Source organism: Pseudomonas sp., from assembly GCF_035277045.1.
In the GTDB taxonomy this organism is placed as follows: Bacteria; Pseudomonadota; Gammaproteobacteria; order Pseudomonadales; family Pseudomonadaceae; genus Aquipseudomonas.
Genome location: NZ_DATELE010000276.1, coordinates 138,650 through 155,641, shown reverse-complemented (window position 1 = coordinate 155,641; position 16,992 = coordinate 138,650). Strand labels below are relative to the sequence as shown.

The window sequence follows — 16,992 nt, the reverse complement described above, 5'->3', positions numbered from 1 at the left end:
GAAGAGGCCCTCAGTGACACTACAACGCCAACCGGGCTACTTGTTCAACGCCATCCGCAACAAATCCCGCGCCTTGCCCTTCAACCGCTGCAACCCCGAGGCCGGCCTCGGCGCTACCAGTCCCTGCTGGCGCATCCAGTCCTTCCAGCGTATCCGCTCTTCCCTGACCACCCAGCCGTCCTGGGCGGCAAAGCTTTCGGCCAGGTACAGCCCTCGCGTGCTCGCCGCTTGCAGCTGACCTTTCTTGAGCGTGTACAGCTCGGCCGTCGGCTCGCCATCCTGCAACTGCATCAGGTACAGGTCCGGCCGCTTGCGGTTGAGCCGGGTCACCAGCTGATCGCCTTCCAGCCGTTCATCCACATGAAACAGGCTCAGTGACTTCGCTTCCCGGGGCACTTGCAGCCGCAGGTCATAAATCAGCTGCAACGACGCCGTGGGCAGGTGCACATAGGCCCGCGGGCGCTCCAGCAAGGTCAGGGTGCCGCAGTGCACGGGGCGCGCGGCACCCGATTGAGGCGTCAGTACAAACGGCAGGGCCTCGCGGTAATGCAGGGCAGCGGCATAAGGCGCTGGCAGCCAGGTGTCATTGAAGCGCCCGCCGAGCCAGCCCTCCGGCGTTTCCAGAAGGCACTCCTCGGCCACTTCCTGGATGGCCGTGTGCAGCGGCAGGTTGAGCTCGCGGGCCGGCACGTACCCCGAGATCAGCTTGAGCACCACGTCGCCACGGTCCTGACGGCGCTGGCGCACCAGCACCCAGTAGTCGCGGTTCTGCCAGCTCAGGGTCAGGCGCACCGAGACGCCCAGATTGGCCAGCTCGGCCACGAAGCGTTGGGTATCGGCCAGCTGGATTGGCTTGCGCCGCTGCAGGGTCTGGGCAAAGTTCAGGGGCATGCCGATGCCCTGGTAGCTCAGGGCATCAGGGGTCGCTTCGACGTGCAGGGGCAGGGTCTTGAAGTCGCTGGGATTCTTGCGGATCAGCGTTCGCGCCACGAGGCTCCTCCTTGTGTTGGGGGACGGCCGCGCGGGCGGCTCAGTGCTGGCGAAGGATGCGGGCGACTGTCGCGACGTTGTGCGCCAGGTGCAACGGATTGATGGTGCCGACAATAGCACTGCACACCCCAGGGTGGGCAAACAGCAATTCGAAGCTGGCCCGCACCGGATCGGTGCCCGGCGCCAGGCAGACGTGACCGCTGGCAAGCGCCTTTTTCACCAGGATCGCCTTGCCGTGTTCGGCAGCGTAGTCCAGCACCGGGCGCTCCGCCTGCTCGTTGAGGTTGTAGGTGACCATGGCGCAGTCCCCGCGCTCCAAGGCCTTGAGCCCACCGGCCGCGGTCTTGCCCGAGAAGCCGTAGCCTTTGATCTTGCCCTCCTGCTTGAGCTGCGCGAGGGTCTGGTAGACCTCTTGTCCTTCGAGAATCGCCAGGTCGTTGCCGTCCGAGTGGACCAGCACCAGATCAATACAATCTGTTTCAAGGCGCTTCAGGCTGCGTTCCACCGACAGGCGCGTATGCGCCGCGCTGAAGTCGAAACGAGACTGGCCGTCGTCGAATTCTTCCCCGACCTTGCTGACGATCACCCACTCATGGCGCTGGCCGCGCAGCAAAGGGCCGAGGCGCTCTTCGCTGTTGCCGTAGGCCGGTGCGGTGTCGATCAGGTTGATTCCCAGCTCGCGCGCCTGGGCCAGCAGCATGCGGGCCTGGCCATCGTCGGGAATGGTGAAGCCGGAGGGGTACTTGACCCCTTGGTCGCGGCCGAGCTTGACGGTGCCAAGGCCCAATGGAGAAACACGCAGGCCGGTGCTGCCCAGGGGACGGTGAAGGTCATGCAGGGTCGGGAGGCTCATGGCAGCAGTTGTTCCCAGGCAGGGGTGCCGATCGAGGGGCGGGGGAGACCGCTGAGGTCCGGGTGCGAGGCGGGCTTGATGCCGTCGCGGTCAAGGCTTTTGAGCACGCGGTCGGCGAAGTCGGGCGCAAGTGCCAGCTTGGTAGGCCAGCCCACCAGCAGGCGCTGCTGCTCGGCCAGGAACGCATTGTCGGGACGCACCAGGCCAGACTGCGCAGGCTCGGCGCGGTCGATGCGCACGGTGGCCCACTGGACCTGGCTCAGGTCGACCCAGGGTAGCAGCCCGCCGATTTCCTTCTGCGCCGCGGCGATCTGCGCGGCGGGTTCGCGGGCCACGCCCTCGGCTTCGGCCAGGTCGCCGCCCAGGTACCAGACCCACTGGCCATCGCTGGCCGGATGGCTGGTCACGGTGACACGCGGCTTGGGGCCGCCGCCCAGGCAGTGGGCATACAGCGGCTTGAGGCTTGCGCCCTTGGCCATCACCATGTGCAGCGGGCGGCGCTGCATGGCCGGCTGGTCCAGCCCAAGCGCCTGCAGCAGGTCGGCGGTGCCGGCACCGGCGCTGAGGACGATGCGCTGGGCCCGGATCTCGCGTCCGTCGACCCGCAGACCGACCAGCGCGTCCCCTTCGTGCAGCGGTTCCACCCGCTCGCCCGCCAGCAGGCTGTCCCCGGCAAGTTCGGCCAAGACCTTCAACAGGCTTGGAACATCGACCACCAGCTCGGCCAGGCGATACACCTTGCCCTTGAAGGCGCGGTCCTGCAGGGCAGGGGGCAATTGCTCGCCCTTCACCTGGTCGACCCGGCCGCGCACCGCCTTGCTGGCGAAAAAGCTGGTCAGGTTGCCGGCCAAGGTGCCGGGCGACCACAGGTAATGGGCCTCGGAGAGCAGGCGGACAGCGGACAGGTCGAGCTCGCCATTGCCCGCCAGCGCCTCGCGCCAGCGGCGTGGCATGTCGGCGATGGCTTCGGAGGCGCCGGTCAGGGCGCCGTGCAAGGCGTACTTGGCGCCGCCATGAATGATGCCCTGGGACTTGATGGTCTGCTCGCCCCCCAGGCTCGCACGTTCCACCAGCACCGTCGAATAGCCCAGTCGTTGCAGGCGGGCGTTGAGCCAGAGGCCCGCGACCCCGGCGCCGACGATCAGGACGTCAGTGGAAATGGCAGATGGCATGCACGAACCTCACAAGCTGGGACAGGCGGCCAGTATACAGGCTGTGCGAGGAATCAATGCCCGGTGGTTTTCGAGAACACCTGGATCACCACCACACCCGCGACGATCATGGCCATGCCAAGCATTGCCGGTATGTCCAGTTTCTGCCCGTAGATCACCAGGGCGGCCACGCTGATCAGCACGATGCCAAGCCCTGACCAGATGGCATAGGCGATGCCGACCGGCACGCTGCGCACCACCAGCGTCAGCATCCAGAACGCCACGGCGTAGCCACAGACCATCAACAGCAGGGGCAGCGGCGTGCTCAGTCCCTTGACCGCCTTCATGGAAGCAGTGGCGATGACTTCGGCGACGATGGCGATGGCCAGGTAGGTGTAGGCGTTCATGAGGCATTCCTTGAGGGCAGGCTGTGCATTCTAGGCATTCGTGCACTCGCCGGCCATTGACGCGTAAACTTCGCCGCCATGAACAGAACCCTTTATACCCTGCTGTTTCACCTGGGCCTACCGCTGGTCGCGCTGCGCCTGTTCCTGCGTGGGCGCAAGGCGCCAGCCTACCGCCAGCGGATCGCCGAGCGCTTTGCTCTAGGGCTTCCCGCCATGCGCCAGGGCGGGTTGTGGGTGCATGCCGTGTCGGTGGGCGAGAGCATCGCCGCGGCGCCCATGGTGCGCGCATTGCTCAAGGCCTATCCCGACCTGCCGGTCACCATCACCTGCATGACCCCCACAGGTTCGGAACGCATCCGCGCGCTGTTCGGCGACGAGCCGCGCATCCAGCACTGCTACCTGCCCTATGACCTGCCATGGGCGGCGGGGCGCTTTCTTGATCATGTCCGGCCCAGGCTGGGCATCATCATGGAGACCGAGCTGTGGCCCAACCATGTGCACCAGTGCGCGAAGCGCGGCATCCCGGTCGCGCTGGCCAATGCGCGTCTGTCGGAACGATCGGCGCGAGGCTATGCGCGTTTCGCCAGGCTGACCCGGCCGATGCTCGCCGAGATGAGCCTGATCGCCGTGCAGACCGAGACCGAGGCCGAGCGTTTCCGCAGCCTGGGCGCGCATCCCGACTGCGTGCGGGTGACCGGCTCGATCAAGTTCGACCTGAAGATCGACGAGCAACTGCCCGCCCGCGCCCTCGAGCTGCGTGCCCAATGGAGCGCAGTGCAGCGACCGGTGTGGATCGCCGCCAGCACGCACGAGGGCGAAGACCCGATCATCCTCGATGCCCACCGGCAGTTGCTGAAGGTGCATGGGGATGCCTTGCTGATCCTGGTCCCGCGGCATCCTGAACGGTTCGACGCCGTGCATGCGCTGTGCGCGGCACAATTCACCACCGTGCGTCGCTCCCAAGGCGTTGCCGTCGACGCGCGGACCCAGGTGCTGATGGGCGACACCATGGGCGAGCTGCTGTTTCTCTATGCGCTGGCGGACATCGCCTTTGTCGGCGGCAGCCTGGTGGCCAATGGCGGGCACAACCCGCTGGAGCCTGCGGCCTTGTCGCTGCCGGTGGTCATGGGGCCGCACGTGTTCAACTTCCTGGAGATCAGCGCCATGCTTCGCGAAGCGGGTGCGTTGCAGCAGGTGGATGATGCCGAGGGGCTGGCCACGGCGGTGCAACGCCTGGTCGAGCTGCCGCAGGATGCCCGCCGCATGGGCGCGGCTGGCCGCGCGGTGATGGTGGCTAACCAGGGCGCATTGCAGCGGTTGCTGGACGGGCTGGGGCGGTTGATGCCTTAAGCGCCCTGCAGCACAGCTCGCCGCGCCCCGGCCCGAGCTGTCCCCAGGGCTGGATCAGTGCCCAGCTCCTTGGGCGCACTTCAGGCTCCCACAGGTTCACGGTTGCGGCTTGCGCTCGAAATTCTTCGCCGCGGCGGCCGCCAGGTCCGGGGGGAGGAAATCCCGGTCCGGGTTGTAGTCAGCCTTGAGGAAGCGCCCCAGGTCCTGCAGATCCTGGGGGCTCAACGTGCCGGCGGACTGCTTGAGCCGCAGGTTGTCGAGGATGTAGTCGTAGCGGCTGTTGTTGTAATCACGCACCGAGGTGTACAGCTGGCGCTGCGCATCGAGCACGTCGACGATGTTGCGGGTGCCGACCTGGTAGCCGATCTCGGTGGCCTCGAGCGCGCTCTGGTTGGAGATGATCGACTGCTTGCGCGCCTGCACCTGTTCGACGTCGGTGTTCACCGCACGGTGCAGGTTGCGGGTGTTTTCCACCACCTGGCGGCGCAGGCTTTCACGCTGCTGCTCGGCCTGGTTCAGGCGCTGGTAGGCCTCGCGGACCTGCGAACTGGTCAGGCCGCCGCTGTAGATCGGGATGTTCAGTTGCAGGCCGATGCTGGTCTGCTCGACGTCACCACCGTAGCGCACGCCGGCCTGGGGCGCGGGGTTGGTGAAGCCAAGGTTGTCGTTGTCACCCTTCTGGTATCGCGCCACCGCATCGACGGTCGGGGCATGACCGGCCTTGCGCTGGCGCAGGGTTTCCTCGGCCGCATCGACGGCGTGGTTGGTGGCCAGCAGGTTGAGGTTCTGCCGCGCGGCGGTGTCGACCCAGGTCTTGGCGTCGTTGGGCGTCGGGACCAGCACCGGCAGGGTGTGCACCACGCCCTGCAAGGCGCCGTACTCGCGGTTGGTGAGGGTCACCAGGGCCTCGAAGGCGTCCTGCACGTTGCGCTCGGCGATGATCCGGTTGGCCCGGGCGGTGTCGTAGCTGGCCTGGGACTGCAGCACGTCGGTCTTGTCCGACAGGCCGACATCGAAGCGTTCGTTGGACTGGTCGAGCTGGCGCCGGAACGCGGACTCCTCGGCCTTGGTCGCGGCCAGGTTGTCCTGGGCGCGCAACACCGCGAAATAGTTCTCGGCGGTCTGCAGGATCAGGTTCTGCTCGGTCGCCGAGAGCTCCAGCGCTGCCTGCTCGTTGACCGCCTCGGCTGCCTGCAGCTGGAACCAGCGATCGGCGCGGAACACCGGCTGCGACAAGGTCGCGCTCCAGGCGTTGCCGCTGCGGTTGGAGGTGATCGAGGGCTCATCGAGCCGGGTACGGGTGTTCATCATTTCCGCGCCGGCCGAGAGGTTCGGCAGCAAGCCTGCGCGGGCTTGGGGCACCACTTCGCGGCGGGCGCCATAGTCGGCACGGGCGGCGGCCAGGTCGGCGTTGTTGCTCGCCGCTTCCTGGTAGACGCTGACCAGGTCGGTCTTCACCGTGGTGGGCACATCCGCTGCCCAGGCCAGGCCATTCGACGCACAAGACACGGCAATGGCCAGTGAAAGTTTGCGCAGCATAGGGCGATCCTTGAACGTTTTAATTTCTGAACTGTTGAGTATCGGCTGCCAGGCAGTGTAGTGGCGCGCGCATTTGGCAACAATCTGCCATTTGCGCCATTCATCATCCCTGTGCTTGCACGCTTGGCTTTGGTGATGAGACCAGTCTAGACTGGGCGCGTTCTTGTCGGGGTGCCTCGAAGCAGAGGCTGAGATCGGAGAGTTCCGGATCCCGTTGAACCTGATCAGGTTAGCGCCTGCGTAGGGAACAAGATTTCTCGCTTTCCCGGCGAGTCTCTTGTGTCAGGTCCGGGATTTGTCGAGCCGCTGCAAAGCGCCGTACACCCCGCATCCGGCACTGCACCTTCACAGGGTGCGTCCGCGTCTTTTTCAGGTTCTCCCCCGACATTCCACCGCTAGGAAGCTGTCTGGAGAGCCTGTGATGAGCAAACAAGAAAAATCGATCAACCTGAGTGAGTCGGCCCAAGTCGACCAGCAGTCCGTGCAGCCCTTCACCCGGTCGCGCAAGATCCATGTCCAGGGTTCGCGCCCGGACATCCGCGTACCGATGCGCGAGATCAGCCTCGATGACACCCCTACGGACTTCGGCGGCGAGAGCAACGCGCCGGTGCTGGTCTACGACACCTCTGGCCCTTACACCGATCCTGACGTCATCATCGATGTGCGCAAGGGCCTGGGCGATGTGCGCTCGGCCTGGATCGACGACCGTGGCGACACCGAGCGTCTCGACGGCCTGAGCTCGAACTTCGGCCAGCAACGGCTCAACGATGGCGAGCTGGCCAAGCTGCGTTTTGCCCACGTGCGCAACCCGCGCCGCGCCAAGGCCGGCGCCAACGTCAGCCAGATGCACTACGCGCGCAAGGGCATCATCACCGCCGAGATGGAATACGTCGCCATCCGCGAGAACATGAAGCTACAGGAGGCCCGCGCCGCCGGGCTGCTGGACCAGCAGCACGCAGGCCACAGCTTTGGCGCCAGCATCCCCAAGGAGATCACCCCGGAGTTCGTGCGCGAGGAAGTCGCCCGCGGCCGTGCGATCATTCCCGCCAACATCAACCACACCGAGCTCGAGCCGATGATCATCGGCCGCAACTTCCTGGTGAAGATCAACGGCAACATCGGCAATAGCGCCCTGGGCTCCTCGATCGAGGAAGAAGTGGCCAAGCTGACCTGGGGTATCCGCTGGGGTTCGGACACCGTGATGGACTTGTCCACCGGCAAGCACATCCACGAGACCCGCGAGTGGATCATCCGCAACTCGCCGGTGCCGATCGGTACCGTGCCGATCTATCAGGCGCTGGAGAAGGTCAACGGAGTCGCCGAGGACCTGACCTGGGAGCTGTTCCGCGACACCCTGATCGAACAGGCCGAACAGGGCGTGGACTACTTCACCATCCACGCCGGCGTGCTGCTGCGCTACGTGCCGCTGACCGCCAAGCGGGTCACCGGCATCGTCAGCCGTGGTGGCTCGATCATGGCCAAGTGGTGCCTGGCGCATCACAAGGAAAACTTCCTTTACACCCATTTCGACGAAATCTGCGAAATCATGAAGGCCTACGACGTCAGCTTCTCGCTCGGTGATGGCCTGCGCCCGGGCTCGATCGCCGACGCCAACGACGAGGCCCAGTTCGGCGAGCTCGAGACGTTGGGCGAGTTGACCAAGATTGCCTGGAAGCATGATGTGCAGTGCATGATCGAAGGCCCGGGCCATGTGCCGATGCAGCTGATCAAGGAGAACATGGACAAGCAGCTCGAGTGCTGCGACGAGGCGCCGTTCTATACCCTTGGGCCGCTGACCACTGACATCGCGCCCGGCTACGACCACATCACCTCCGGTATTGGCGCGGCGATGATCGGCTGGTTCGGTTGCGCCATGCTCTGCTACGTCACGCCCAAGGAGCACCTGGGCTTGCCGAACAAGGACGACGTCAAGACCGGCATCATCACCTACAAGATCGCGGCCCATGCCGCGGATCTTGCCAAGGGGCACCCAGGCGCGCAGATTCGGGACAATGCCTTGTCCAAGGCACGCTTCGAGTTCCGCTGGCAGGACCAGTTCAACCTGGGCCTGGACCCGGACACCGCGCGCGCCTTCCATGACGAGACGCTGCCCAAGGAATCGGCCAAGGTCGCGCATTTCTGCTCGATGTGCGGACCGAAGTTCTGCTCGATGAAGATCACTCAGGAAGTGCGCGAGTACGCGGCCAACCAACGCATCGCGGCGGTGGATGTGGCGGTGGAGGATGGCATGCGCGAGCAGGCGGAGCGGTTCCGCCAGGAAGGTAGCCAGTTGTACCAGAAGGTCTGATCGCAGCGCACCGATTCGCTGGCAAGCCAGCCCCCACAGGTCCGGTATACACAATACCTGTGGGAGCTGGCTTGCCAGCGAAGGGGTATTCTCATTATCTCTGTCGAGCACCATATCGTGAGCACCACCAACCATTTTTCCCCTGACCATCCCGTCCCCTCCAGCCAGCGTCTGTTCGGGGCGCGTGATCTGTTTGTGCTCTGGTTCTCCCTGGGCACCGGCCTGATGGTTCTGCAAGTCGGCGCCATGCTGGCCCCTGGTCTGGGCCTGGCGGGTGCGATGGCGGCGATCTTCATGGGCACCGCCGTCGGCGTGCTGCTGCTGGCGGCGGTCGGCGTGACCGGCAGCGACACGGGCCTGTCGGCCATGGCCACCCTGCGCCTGACCCTCGGCGGCCACGGCGTGCGGCTGCCCTCGCTGCTCAACCTGCTGCAGCTGATCGGCTGGGGCTCGTTCGAGATCATCGTCATGCGCGATGCGGCCAGCCTGCTGGGCGCCCGGGCGTTTGGCGAAGACAGCGTGCTGACCAGCCCGATCCTGTGGACCCTGTGCTTCGGCGTCCTGGCAACCTTGCTGGCGGTCTGCGGGCCGCTGGCCTTCGTGCGCAAGATCCTGCGCAAGTGGGGCATCTGGCTGCTGATCGGGGCCTGTCTGTGGCTGACCTGGAACCTGTTCGCCAAGGCAGACCTGGCCGCGATCTGGGCCCGTGCGGGTGATGGCTCCATGTCGCTGGCGGTGGGTTTCGACATCGCCATCGCCATGCCGCTGTCCTGGCTGCCACTGATCGCCGACTATTCGCGGTTCGCCCAGCGCGCCAACCGGGTGTTCGCCGGCACCGCGCTGGGCTATTTCATCGGCAACACCTGGCTGATGAGCCTGGGCGTGGCCTACACCCTGGCGTTCGCCTCGAGTGGCGAGGCCAACGCGCTATTGCTGGCGCTCGCCGGCGCCGGCCTGGGCATCCCGCTGCTGCTGATCCTGCTGGATGAAAGCGAAAACGCCTTTGCCGATATCCATTCGGCCGCGGTGACCACCGGACTGCTGGTGCGCCTCAAGGTCGAGCACCTGGCCCTGGCCCTCGGCGCCCTGTGCACGCTGATCGCCTGCCTGGCGCCGCTGGCGCAGTACGAAAACTTCCTGCTGCTGATCGGCTCGGTATTCGCGCCACTGTTCGGCGTGGTGCTGATGGACCACTTCATCGTTCGCAGGCGACGCTTGCCTGCGGTGGTCGGTGGCCTGCACTGGAGCGCGTTGCTGGCCTGGGGCGTGGGCGTCGCAGCCTATCACCTGATGGCCAGCCTGGCGCCGGATGTCGGGGCAACCCTGCCGGCCTTGCTGCTGGCAGGTGTGTTGCACGGTGTGCTGAGCCTCAGCCGCGGCCGGGAAACAGCTCCGGCTTGAGCACGCCGTTCAGGCGCGGGTAGGGGATCTTCAGCTCGATGTGACCCATCGAATACGGCGCGATGGCATAGACTTCGTACTTGAGCACCACCGCGCCGTAGGTCAGGGCGATGTGCGGGGTCTGGCGGAACGGCCAGGTCTTGACGAACTCGGGGTCCTTGTCCATGCCGGTGCTGATCAGCCAGGCACGGTGGGATTCCTCGGCGGTCTTCCAGAAGGTCGCCTCCTGGCCGGGTACCAGCATGTCGTCCAGGGTCAGGACCTTGTCCAGCTTGCGCGAGTAGTTGATGAAGCCGCGCCCCGGCATGCCATGGGCGCCGCCGCTGTCCAGGTAGCTCGACAGTTCGATGATCACCAGGCCGTCATGCTGCTCGCGTACCTTGGCCTGCAAATAGCTGCTGTTGCGCTTCTCGGCGCTCTGCAGGTACTGCTCCTCATAGGCCTTGAGCGTCGCGGGCGGGGTGCTGCGCTGGTTGTCCTCGGTCAGCTGCAGCAAGCGTTTCTCGACGATGCCGTCAAGCTTGGGCAGGGCCGGGAAGTGAATCATGTCGATATTCACCAGCGGGCAGTCGCTTTCGCTGCAGCCGGGCTTGATGTGTTCCCAGGCATCGCGCTTGACCTCGAGCGGCGCGCGCAGGGAGGGCGTGAACAAGCTCTGGCAAGCGCCCAGGGCCAGTGCCAGCACGGCCACGGAAGTCAGTTTGACTAGCGTCATGATGATCCTTGCAACTGAAATTGATCGGCCTTGGACCGTCGGCGAAGCCTTCGGTTCGCCACTAAGCTGAACAGAGCAGCCGTGCCCTATCCTCGCAGCCTGGGCGCTATCTTTAAAGGGGTGAAACCCGGCGATACGCGGAGTAGGATGGCCGGAGCTGTAAACGAGGTAACGAGGATTTCCATGTCAGATTCGTTGAATACGGTGCCCCAGGCGGTCGAGATCGTCGAGCGGGCCAATTGCTTCCAGGGTTTTTACAAGCTCGACAGGGTGCGCTTGCGCCATGAGCTGTTCGCCGGTGGCATGGGGCGCGAGATCAGCCGCGAGCTGTTCGTGCGCCACGACGCCGTGTGCGTGCTGCCCTACGATGCCCGGCGTGACGAGGTGGTGCTGATCGAGCAGTTTCGCGTCGGCGCCCTTGGCAAGGTCGAGAATCCATGGCTGGTCGAGCTGGTCGCCGGCCTGATCGACAAGGACGAGCAGCCTGAGGAAGTCGCCCATCGCGAGGCCCAGGAAGAAGCCGGACTGACGTTCGACGCCTTGTGGCCGATGACCCGCTACTTCCCGTCTCCGGGCGGCAGCGATGAGTTCGTGCACCTGTACCTGGGCCGCTGCAGCAGCGAAGGCGCTGGCGGGCTGCACGGGCTGGAAGAGGAGGGCGAGGACATTCGTGTCCGGGTGTGGCCTTTCGAGGATGCCCTGCAGGCGGTGCGTGACGGCAGGATCGCCAATGCCGCGACCATCATCGCCCTGCAATGGCTGGCCCTTAACCGCGACGAAGTCAGGGGGCTGTGGTCGTGAACCTGTTACGCGAGCGCTACCGGGTCGATCTGGCGGGCCTGCAGGCGGCCTGCGAGGCCAACTACGCGCGGCTGATGCGTCTGCTGCCCGACATGCGCAGCGCGCAGAGCTCGCGGCGCATCGGCATGGCCCAAGGCGACCAGTTGCTGGGTGTGCTGGTGCTCGACGTCGTGCTGGCCTGCCCCTATACCACTACGTTGCGCGTGCGCCAGGAGCACAGCCTGCCCTGGCTGCCGGTGCCGCAGCTCGAGGTGCAGGTGTATCACGATGCGCGCATGGCCGAGGTGGTCAGCTCCGAGCATACCCGGCGTTTTCGCAGCATCTATCCCTATCCGAACGCCGCGATGCACCAGCCGGACGAGAAAGCCCAGCTCAACCTGTTCCTCGGTGAATGGCTGAGCCACTGCCTGGCCTGTGGCCATGAGCTGGCCGCGGTACGCTGAACTGTCACATCGAGGAGACGGCCGTTGCCGCAGCCCATCCAATTTCCAGTGCAATCCCCCGTGCATGTCGTGCAGCTGTCCGACAGCCATCTGTTTGCCGAAGCCCAGGGCAGCCTGATCGGCATGAATACCCGTGACAGCCTGCAGCGCGTCGTTGCCCTGGCCCGCCGTGAGCAGCCACGCGTCGACCTGTTGCTGGCCACCGGTGACCTGTCCCAGGACGGTAGCGATGCGTCCTACGCCTGTTTTCAGCAGCTGACCGAGCCGTTCGCGGCGCAGGCACGCTGGCTGCCGGGCAACCATGACGACCAGGCCGCGATGGCGCGGGCAGCAGAGGGTGAGAACCTGCTCCAGTCGGTCACTGACATAGGCCAGTGGCGGGTCATCATGCTCAACTCGCAGGTCGTGGGAGCGACATTCGGGGTGCTCGACTCAGGCCAGCTGTCGGGCCTTGACCAGGCGCTTCGCGAAGCGCCGGACCGGCATTGCCTGGTGTGCCTGCATCATCAGCCCGTGCCGATCGACTGCGCCTGGATGGGGTCCATCGGGCTGCGCAATGCCGATGCGCTGTTCGAGGTGCTCGACGCTTGTCCACAGGTGCGCGCGCTGCTGTGGGGGCATATCCACCAGGAATGGGACCAGGCGCGGGGCGGGGTGCGGTTACTGGCGTCGCCTTCGACCTGCATCCAGTTCGCCCCGGGGTGCGAGGACTTCACGGTCAGTGAGGAGAAGCCCGGCTACCGCTGGCTGCGCCTGCATGCCGACGGCAAGATCGAGACGGGCGTGTCGCGCGTGGAAGATTACCACGTACGCCTGGATTTCAATGGCCCTGGGTACTGAACCGGTTGGCGCCGCGGGCAGGCCCCGGCAAAAGTGTTGCGAAAATCCCCGCCGCGCGCCTTTCCCCCCCGAACACGCTACACTGCGCGTCCTTGCGCCCGCTTCGAAGGGTGCGCAACCGCAGTTTCCGGGGGCAGCATGTCGGGTTCCATCCTCTATATCCATGGCTTGAACAGCTCGCCGCTGTCACGCAAGGCGCAGCAGATGAGCGCCGTGATGCAGCACCTGGGCCTGGCCGGGCAGTTGCGGGTCCCGGCCCTGCATCACCATCCGCGCCAGGCGGTCGTCCAGCTCGAAGACGCGATCGGTGAACTGGGCGCACCGTTGCTGGTCGGCAGTTCGCTCGGCGGCTACTATGCCACCTGTCTGGCAGAGCGCCACGGGCTCAAGGCCTTGCTGATCAACCCGGCGGTCACCCCGCACCGTCTGTTCGACGGCTTTCTTGGCCCCCAGCAGAATTTCTACAGCGGCGAGTCCTGGGACCTGACCCACGACCACATCCACGCCCTGGCCGAGCTTGAAGTACCGCCGCCGCAGGATGCGAGCCGCTATCAGGTGTGGTTGCAGACCGGCGATGAAACCCTGGATTATCGCCACGCCGAGCGTTACTACCGGGCCTGCGCACTGCGCATCCAGGCCGGTGGCGACCACGGCTTCCAGGGCTTTGCCGAGCACCTGCCGGCATTGCTGGCCCATGCTGGCATTGCCCGCGCGCAGTATGACGCGCTCGATTTTTCCCTATTCTGATGCTTTGCATTCACAACGACTGACGACGAGAACCCATGGCCAATCCCAGCGCTAGCGCCTATAACGCAGACGCCATCGAAGTCCTCTCCGGCCTTGACCCGGTCCGCAAGCGGCCGGGCATGTACACCGACACCAGCCGGCCGAACCACCTTGCCCAGGAAGTGATCGACAACAGTGTCGACGAAGCCCTGGCCGGTCACGCGCGTTCCATCCAGGTCATCCTCCACGCCGACCACTCCCTTGAAGTGAGCGACGACGGCCGCGGCATGCCCGTGGATATCCACCCCGAGGAGGGCGTCTCGGGCGTCGAGCTGATCCTTACCAAGCTGCACGCCGGCGGCAAGTTCTCCAACAAGAACTACCAGTTCTCCGGCGGCCTGCATGGCGTCGGCATCTCGGTGGTCAACGCCCTGTCGAACCAGGTCCGCGTGCGGGTCAAGCGCGATGGCAACGAATACCAGATGACGTTTGCCGACGGCTTCAAGTCCACCGAGCTGGAAGTGATCGGCACCGTGGGCAAGCGCAACACCGGCACCAGCGTGTACTTCGCGCCCGATCCCAAGTATTTCGACTCGCCGAAGTTTTCCATCAGCCGGCTCAAGCATGTGCTCAAGGCCAAGGCCGTGCTCTGCCCCGGGCTGCTGGTCAGCTTCGAGGACAAGGCCACCGGCGAGAAGGTCGAGTGGCATTACCAGGACGGCCTGCGTTCCTACCTGGTCGACTCGGTCAGCGAGTTCCAGCGCCTGCCGGACGAGCCGTTCTGCGGCAGTCTGGCCGGCAACAAGGAAGCCGTCGACTGGGCGTTGCTGTGGCTGCCCGAAGGCGGTGACAGCATCCAGGAAAGCTACGTCAACCTGATCCCCACGGCCCAGGGTGGCACTCACGTCAACGGCCTGCGCCAGGGCCTGCTCGATGCCATGCGCGAGTTCTGCGAGTTCCGCAACCTGCTGCCTCGCGGTGTCAAGCTGGCCCCTGAGGATGTCTGGGAGCGCATCACCTTCGTGCTCTCGATGAAGATGCAGGACGCGCAGTTTTCCGGGCAGACCAAGGAACGCCTGTCATCGCGCGAGGCGGCTGCGTTTGTCTCCGGTGTGGTCAAGGATGCGTTCAGCCTGTGGCTCAACGCCCATCCCGAACTGGGCATGCAACTGGCCGAGCTTGCCATCAGCAATGCCGGCCGCCGCCTGAAGGCCAGCAAGAAAGTCGAGCGCAAGCGCATCACCCAGGGCCCGGCGCTGCCGGGCAAGCTGGCCGACTGCGCCGGACAGGACCCGATGCGCGCCGAGCTGTTCCTGGTCGAGGGTGACTCGGCCGGTGGCTCGGCCAAGCAGGCGAGGGACAAGGAGTTTCAGGCGATCCTGCCGTTGCGCGGCAAGATCCTCAATACCTGGGAGGTCGACGGGGGCGAGGTGCTGGCCAGCCAGGAAGTGCACAACATCGCCGTGGCCATCGGCGTCGACCCTGGCGCCACCGACCTCGGCCAGCTGCGCTATGGCAAGATCTGCATCCTTGCCGACGCCGACTCCGACGGCCTGCACATCGCGACCCTGCTGTGCGCGCTGTTCGTCCAGCACTTCCGCCCGCTGGTCGAGGCCGGGCATGTCTACGTGGCCATGCCGCCGCTGTACCGCATCAACCTGGGCAAGGAAATCTACTACGCCCTGGACGAAGCGGAGCGCGATGGCATCCTCGACCGGCTGGTGGCCGAGAAAAAACGCGGCAAGCCGCAGGTCACCCGCTTCAAGGGCCTGGGCGAGATGAACCCGCCGCAGCTTCGCGAAACGACCATGGACCCCAACACTCGCCGCCTGGTGCAATTGTCCCTGGATGACGTGGAGAAGACCCACGAGGTGATGGACATGCTGCTGGCCAAGAAACGCGCCAGCGACCGCAAGAGCTGGCTCGAGAGCAAGGGCAACCTGGCCGAGGTCCTGACTTGATTCGTTGGGCACTGGCAGTCTGCCTGGCCTTTTGCACGGTTCATGTCCTGGCGGACACCTGGCCCGAGTTGACGCTGACCGCCGAGCACCCGGTCGAGGGCATGCGCGGCGGCAACCTGTCGGGTCTGGCCGTGTGCCGTGGCGCTCTGTGGGCGGTGTCGGACCGCGATGACGACCGCATCTACCGGCTGGACCAGCAGGATCAGGTGTGGCAAAGCCAGCCCCTGACGTTTTCAGCGCCTCCGGTGCCGGAGAGCGGGTTGCCATGGGGCTTGCGCTCGGGCAACTGGGCAGCGTCGTTCATACGTGGTGGCGAGCTGGATTTCGAGGGCATCAGCTGCGACGATGCGGGCAATTTCTTCGTGGTCAGCGAGGCGCACGCCGCTGTGCTGCAAATCCCGCTGGAGGGAGATCCTGACTGGTTGAAGATCGACCCGGCGATGATTCGCCAGGCCCGTGCCAGCGGCATGCTCCTGAATTTCAATGCCCTATTCGAAGGCCTGGCGATCAGCCCCTCGGGCGATCGCCTGTGGCTGGCCGCGGAACGTGAGCGGCGCGGGCTCATCTCGGTCAGGCGCCAGCAGTCGGTGTGGTCCTGTGCTGGCAGCTGCGTGCTCCTCAGCGAGGCCGGTGTCGAGATGCGGCCCCCACAGATGCACCGCACCCGGCCGGTGTCGCGTGATTTCGCCGACCTGTCCTTGTACAAGGGCAAGCTGTTCACCCTCGAGCGCAATGCCTTCCGGATCTGCCGGCGTGACGCCGACACCGGCCAGGTCGAGCGCTGTTGGTCGTTCGCCGCGGGCGGGCTTGCCGATGAACGGCGCTACGACCAGCCGTTCGGTCTCGCCGAGGCCTTGGTGATCGACGACAAGGGCGCCTGGGTCGGGCTCGACAACAATGGCGCGACCCGCGCCGACGGGGAGTCCCGGCCGGTGGTCTGGCGCTTCGAGGCGCCGCCTGGCGGCTGGAGCGCCAGGCCGTGAGCCAGCCGCCGGGCAAACGTGCGGGCAGGCTGCTGCTGATTGTCGCCTGGGCGGGCGCGATGTTTCTGGCCACGCGCTTTTTCGGCGAGTGGGAGGAGCGCCAGCAGAATCCCAACGCCGTGGTGCAATCGGAGCGTGGCGCGGACTTCATCGAGGTGCGGCTGCTTGGCAATGGCCAAGGGCATTTTGTCGCCGACGGGGCGATCAACGGCCAGGTCGTGCGCTTCATGCTCGATACCGGCGCCACCGATGTCGCGGTGCCCGAAGCCCTGGCCCGCGCGTTCGGCCTTGAGCGCGGCGCGCCGGTGATGCTGAGCACCGCAAACGGCCGTACCCAAGGCTACCGCACCCGCCTGGACAGCCTGCAGCTCGGCGAAATCCACCTGCGCAACGTGCGTGCCCTGGTCGTGCCGGGGCTCGAAGGCGAGCAGGTATTGCTAGGCATGAGCGCCTTGAAACAACTTGAATTTACCCAGCGCAGCGGCACCTTGCTGCTGCGCCAGAACCTGAAATGACGAGGCCCG

16 protein-coding genes and 1 riboswitch are annotated in these 16,992 nt (G+C 65.6%); of the genes, 10 read left to right on the top strand and 6 right to left on the bottom strand.

What is annotated here, in order from left to right:
- Window positions 1–36 precede the first annotated feature (36 nt).
- The 4 genes from VJS90_RS16780 to VJS90_RS16765 are packed head-to-tail and all read right to left on the bottom strand — an operon-like array spanning window position 37 to window position 3,401.
- Window positions 37–990 (bottom strand): metal ABC transporter ATPase, encoded by a 954-nt coding sequence (locus VJS90_RS16780; RefSeq protein ID WP_324122767.1) that lies wholly within the window; start codon window positions 988–990, stop codon window positions 37–39.
- 40 nt (window positions 991–1,030) lie between these two features.
- Window positions 1,031–1,843: an aldo/keto reductase gene (locus VJS90_RS16775; RefSeq protein ID WP_324122766.1), complete on the bottom strand. Its 813-nt coding sequence runs from the start codon at window positions 1,841–1,843 to the stop codon at window positions 1,031–1,033.
- On the bottom strand, window positions 1,840–3,015 hold the full coding sequence (locus tag VJS90_RS16770; protein ID WP_324122765.1) for an NAD(P)/FAD-dependent oxidoreductase: 1,176 nt from the start codon (window positions 3,013–3,015) through the stop codon (window positions 1,840–1,842). Before VJS90_RS16770 ends, VJS90_RS16775 begins: the two co-directional genes overlap by 4 nt.
- Window positions 3,016–3,068: 53 nt before the next feature.
- Window positions 3,069–3,401: a DMT family transporter gene (locus VJS90_RS16765; protein WP_324122764.1), complete on the bottom strand. Its 333-nt coding sequence runs from the start codon at window positions 3,399–3,401 to the stop codon at window positions 3,069–3,071.
- Between the two features lie 78 nt (window positions 3,402–3,479).
- Here VJS90_RS16765 and waaA point away from each other — a divergent pair, with 78 nt between their 5' ends.
- A complete protein-coding gene (waaA, locus tag VJS90_RS16760) occupies window positions 3,480–4,751 on the top strand; it encodes a lipid IV(A) 3-deoxy-D-manno-octulosonic acid transferase (RefSeq protein ID WP_324122763.1) in 1,272 nt (423 codons plus the stop codon).
- Window positions 4,752–4,847: 96 nt separating this feature from the next.
- Here the strand turns inward: waaA and VJS90_RS16755 are convergent, their stop codons facing one another.
- Window positions 4,848–6,290 carry a TolC family outer membrane protein gene (locus VJS90_RS16755; RefSeq protein ID WP_324122762.1) on the bottom strand — a complete coding sequence of 481 codons (1,443 nt, stop codon included), beginning with the start codon at window positions 6,288–6,290 and terminating at the stop codon, window positions 4,848–4,850.
- 157 nt (window positions 6,291–6,447) lie between these two features.
- Window positions 6,448–6,554: riboswitch (TPP riboswitch) on the top strand.
- Between the two features lie 157 nt (window positions 6,555–6,711).
- On the opposite strand from VJS90_RS16755, the gene thiC reads away from it, so the two are divergent.
- Window positions 6,712–8,598 (top strand): phosphomethylpyrimidine synthase ThiC, encoded by a 1,887-nt coding sequence (thiC, locus tag VJS90_RS16750; protein ID WP_324122761.1) that lies wholly within the window; start codon window positions 6,712–6,714, stop codon window positions 8,596–8,598.
- A 117-nt stretch (window positions 8,599–8,715) separates the two neighbouring features.
- The gene (cytX, locus tag VJS90_RS16745) at window positions 8,716–9,999 is read left to right on the top strand and encodes a putative hydroxymethylpyrimidine transporter CytX (RefSeq protein ID WP_324122760.1); all 1,284 of its coding nucleotides are present in this window, start codon (window positions 8,716–8,718) and stop codon (window positions 9,997–9,999) included.
- Here cytX and VJS90_RS16740 read toward each other — a convergent pair.
- The gene (locus VJS90_RS16740) at window positions 9,968–10,714 is read right to left on the bottom strand and encodes an RsiV family protein (protein WP_324122759.1); all 747 of its coding nucleotides are present in this window, start codon (window positions 10,712–10,714) and stop codon (window positions 9,968–9,970) included. The genes cytX and VJS90_RS16740 overlap by 32 nt on opposite strands.
- Before the next feature lie 183 nt (window positions 10,715–10,897).
- Here VJS90_RS16740 and VJS90_RS16735 point away from each other — a divergent pair, with 183 nt between their 5' ends.
- The 7 genes from VJS90_RS16735 to VJS90_RS16705 all read left to right on the top strand — a co-directional run bounded on the left by VJS90_RS16735 (window position 10,898) and on the right by VJS90_RS16705 (window position 16,983).
- On the top strand, window positions 10,898–11,515 hold the full coding sequence (locus tag VJS90_RS16735) for an NUDIX domain-containing protein (protein ID WP_324122758.1): 618 nt from the start codon (window positions 10,898–10,900) through the stop codon (window positions 11,513–11,515).
- On the top strand, window positions 11,506–11,958 hold the full coding sequence (locus VJS90_RS16730) for a DUF1249 domain-containing protein (RefSeq protein WP_324122757.1): 453 nt from the start codon (window positions 11,506–11,508) through the stop codon (window positions 11,956–11,958). Before VJS90_RS16735 ends, VJS90_RS16730 begins: the two co-directional genes overlap by 10 nt.
- Before the next feature lie 36 nt (window positions 11,959–11,994).
- Entirely contained in the window at window positions 11,995–12,798 is an 804-nt protein-coding gene (cpdA, locus tag VJS90_RS16725; RefSeq protein ID WP_324123236.1) for a 3',5'-cyclic-AMP phosphodiesterase, read from the top strand.
- 138 nt (window positions 12,799–12,936) lie between these two features.
- The gene (locus VJS90_RS16720) at window positions 12,937–13,545 is read left to right on the top strand and encodes a YqiA/YcfP family alpha/beta fold hydrolase (RefSeq protein ID WP_324122756.1); all 609 of its coding nucleotides are present in this window, start codon (window positions 12,937–12,939) and stop codon (window positions 13,543–13,545) included.
- Between the two features lie 35 nt (window positions 13,546–13,580).
- Window positions 13,581–15,485 (top strand): DNA topoisomerase IV subunit B, encoded by a 1,905-nt coding sequence (gene parE, locus VJS90_RS16715; RefSeq protein WP_324122755.1) that lies wholly within the window; start codon window positions 13,581–13,583, stop codon window positions 15,483–15,485.
- Window positions 15,482–16,468, top strand: coding sequence for an esterase-like activity of phytase family protein (locus VJS90_RS16710; RefSeq protein ID WP_324122754.1), 987 nt, complete (start codon window positions 15,482–15,484; stop codon window positions 16,466–16,468). Before parE ends, VJS90_RS16710 begins: the two co-directional genes overlap by 4 nt.
- Complete coding sequence (locus VJS90_RS16705; RefSeq protein ID WP_324122753.1) at window positions 16,465–16,983, top strand: retropepsin-like aspartic protease family protein; 519 nt, start codon at window positions 16,465–16,467, stop codon at window positions 16,981–16,983. Before VJS90_RS16710 ends, VJS90_RS16705 begins: the two co-directional genes overlap by 4 nt.
- The last annotated feature ends 9 nt before the right edge of the window (window positions 16,984–16,992 follow it).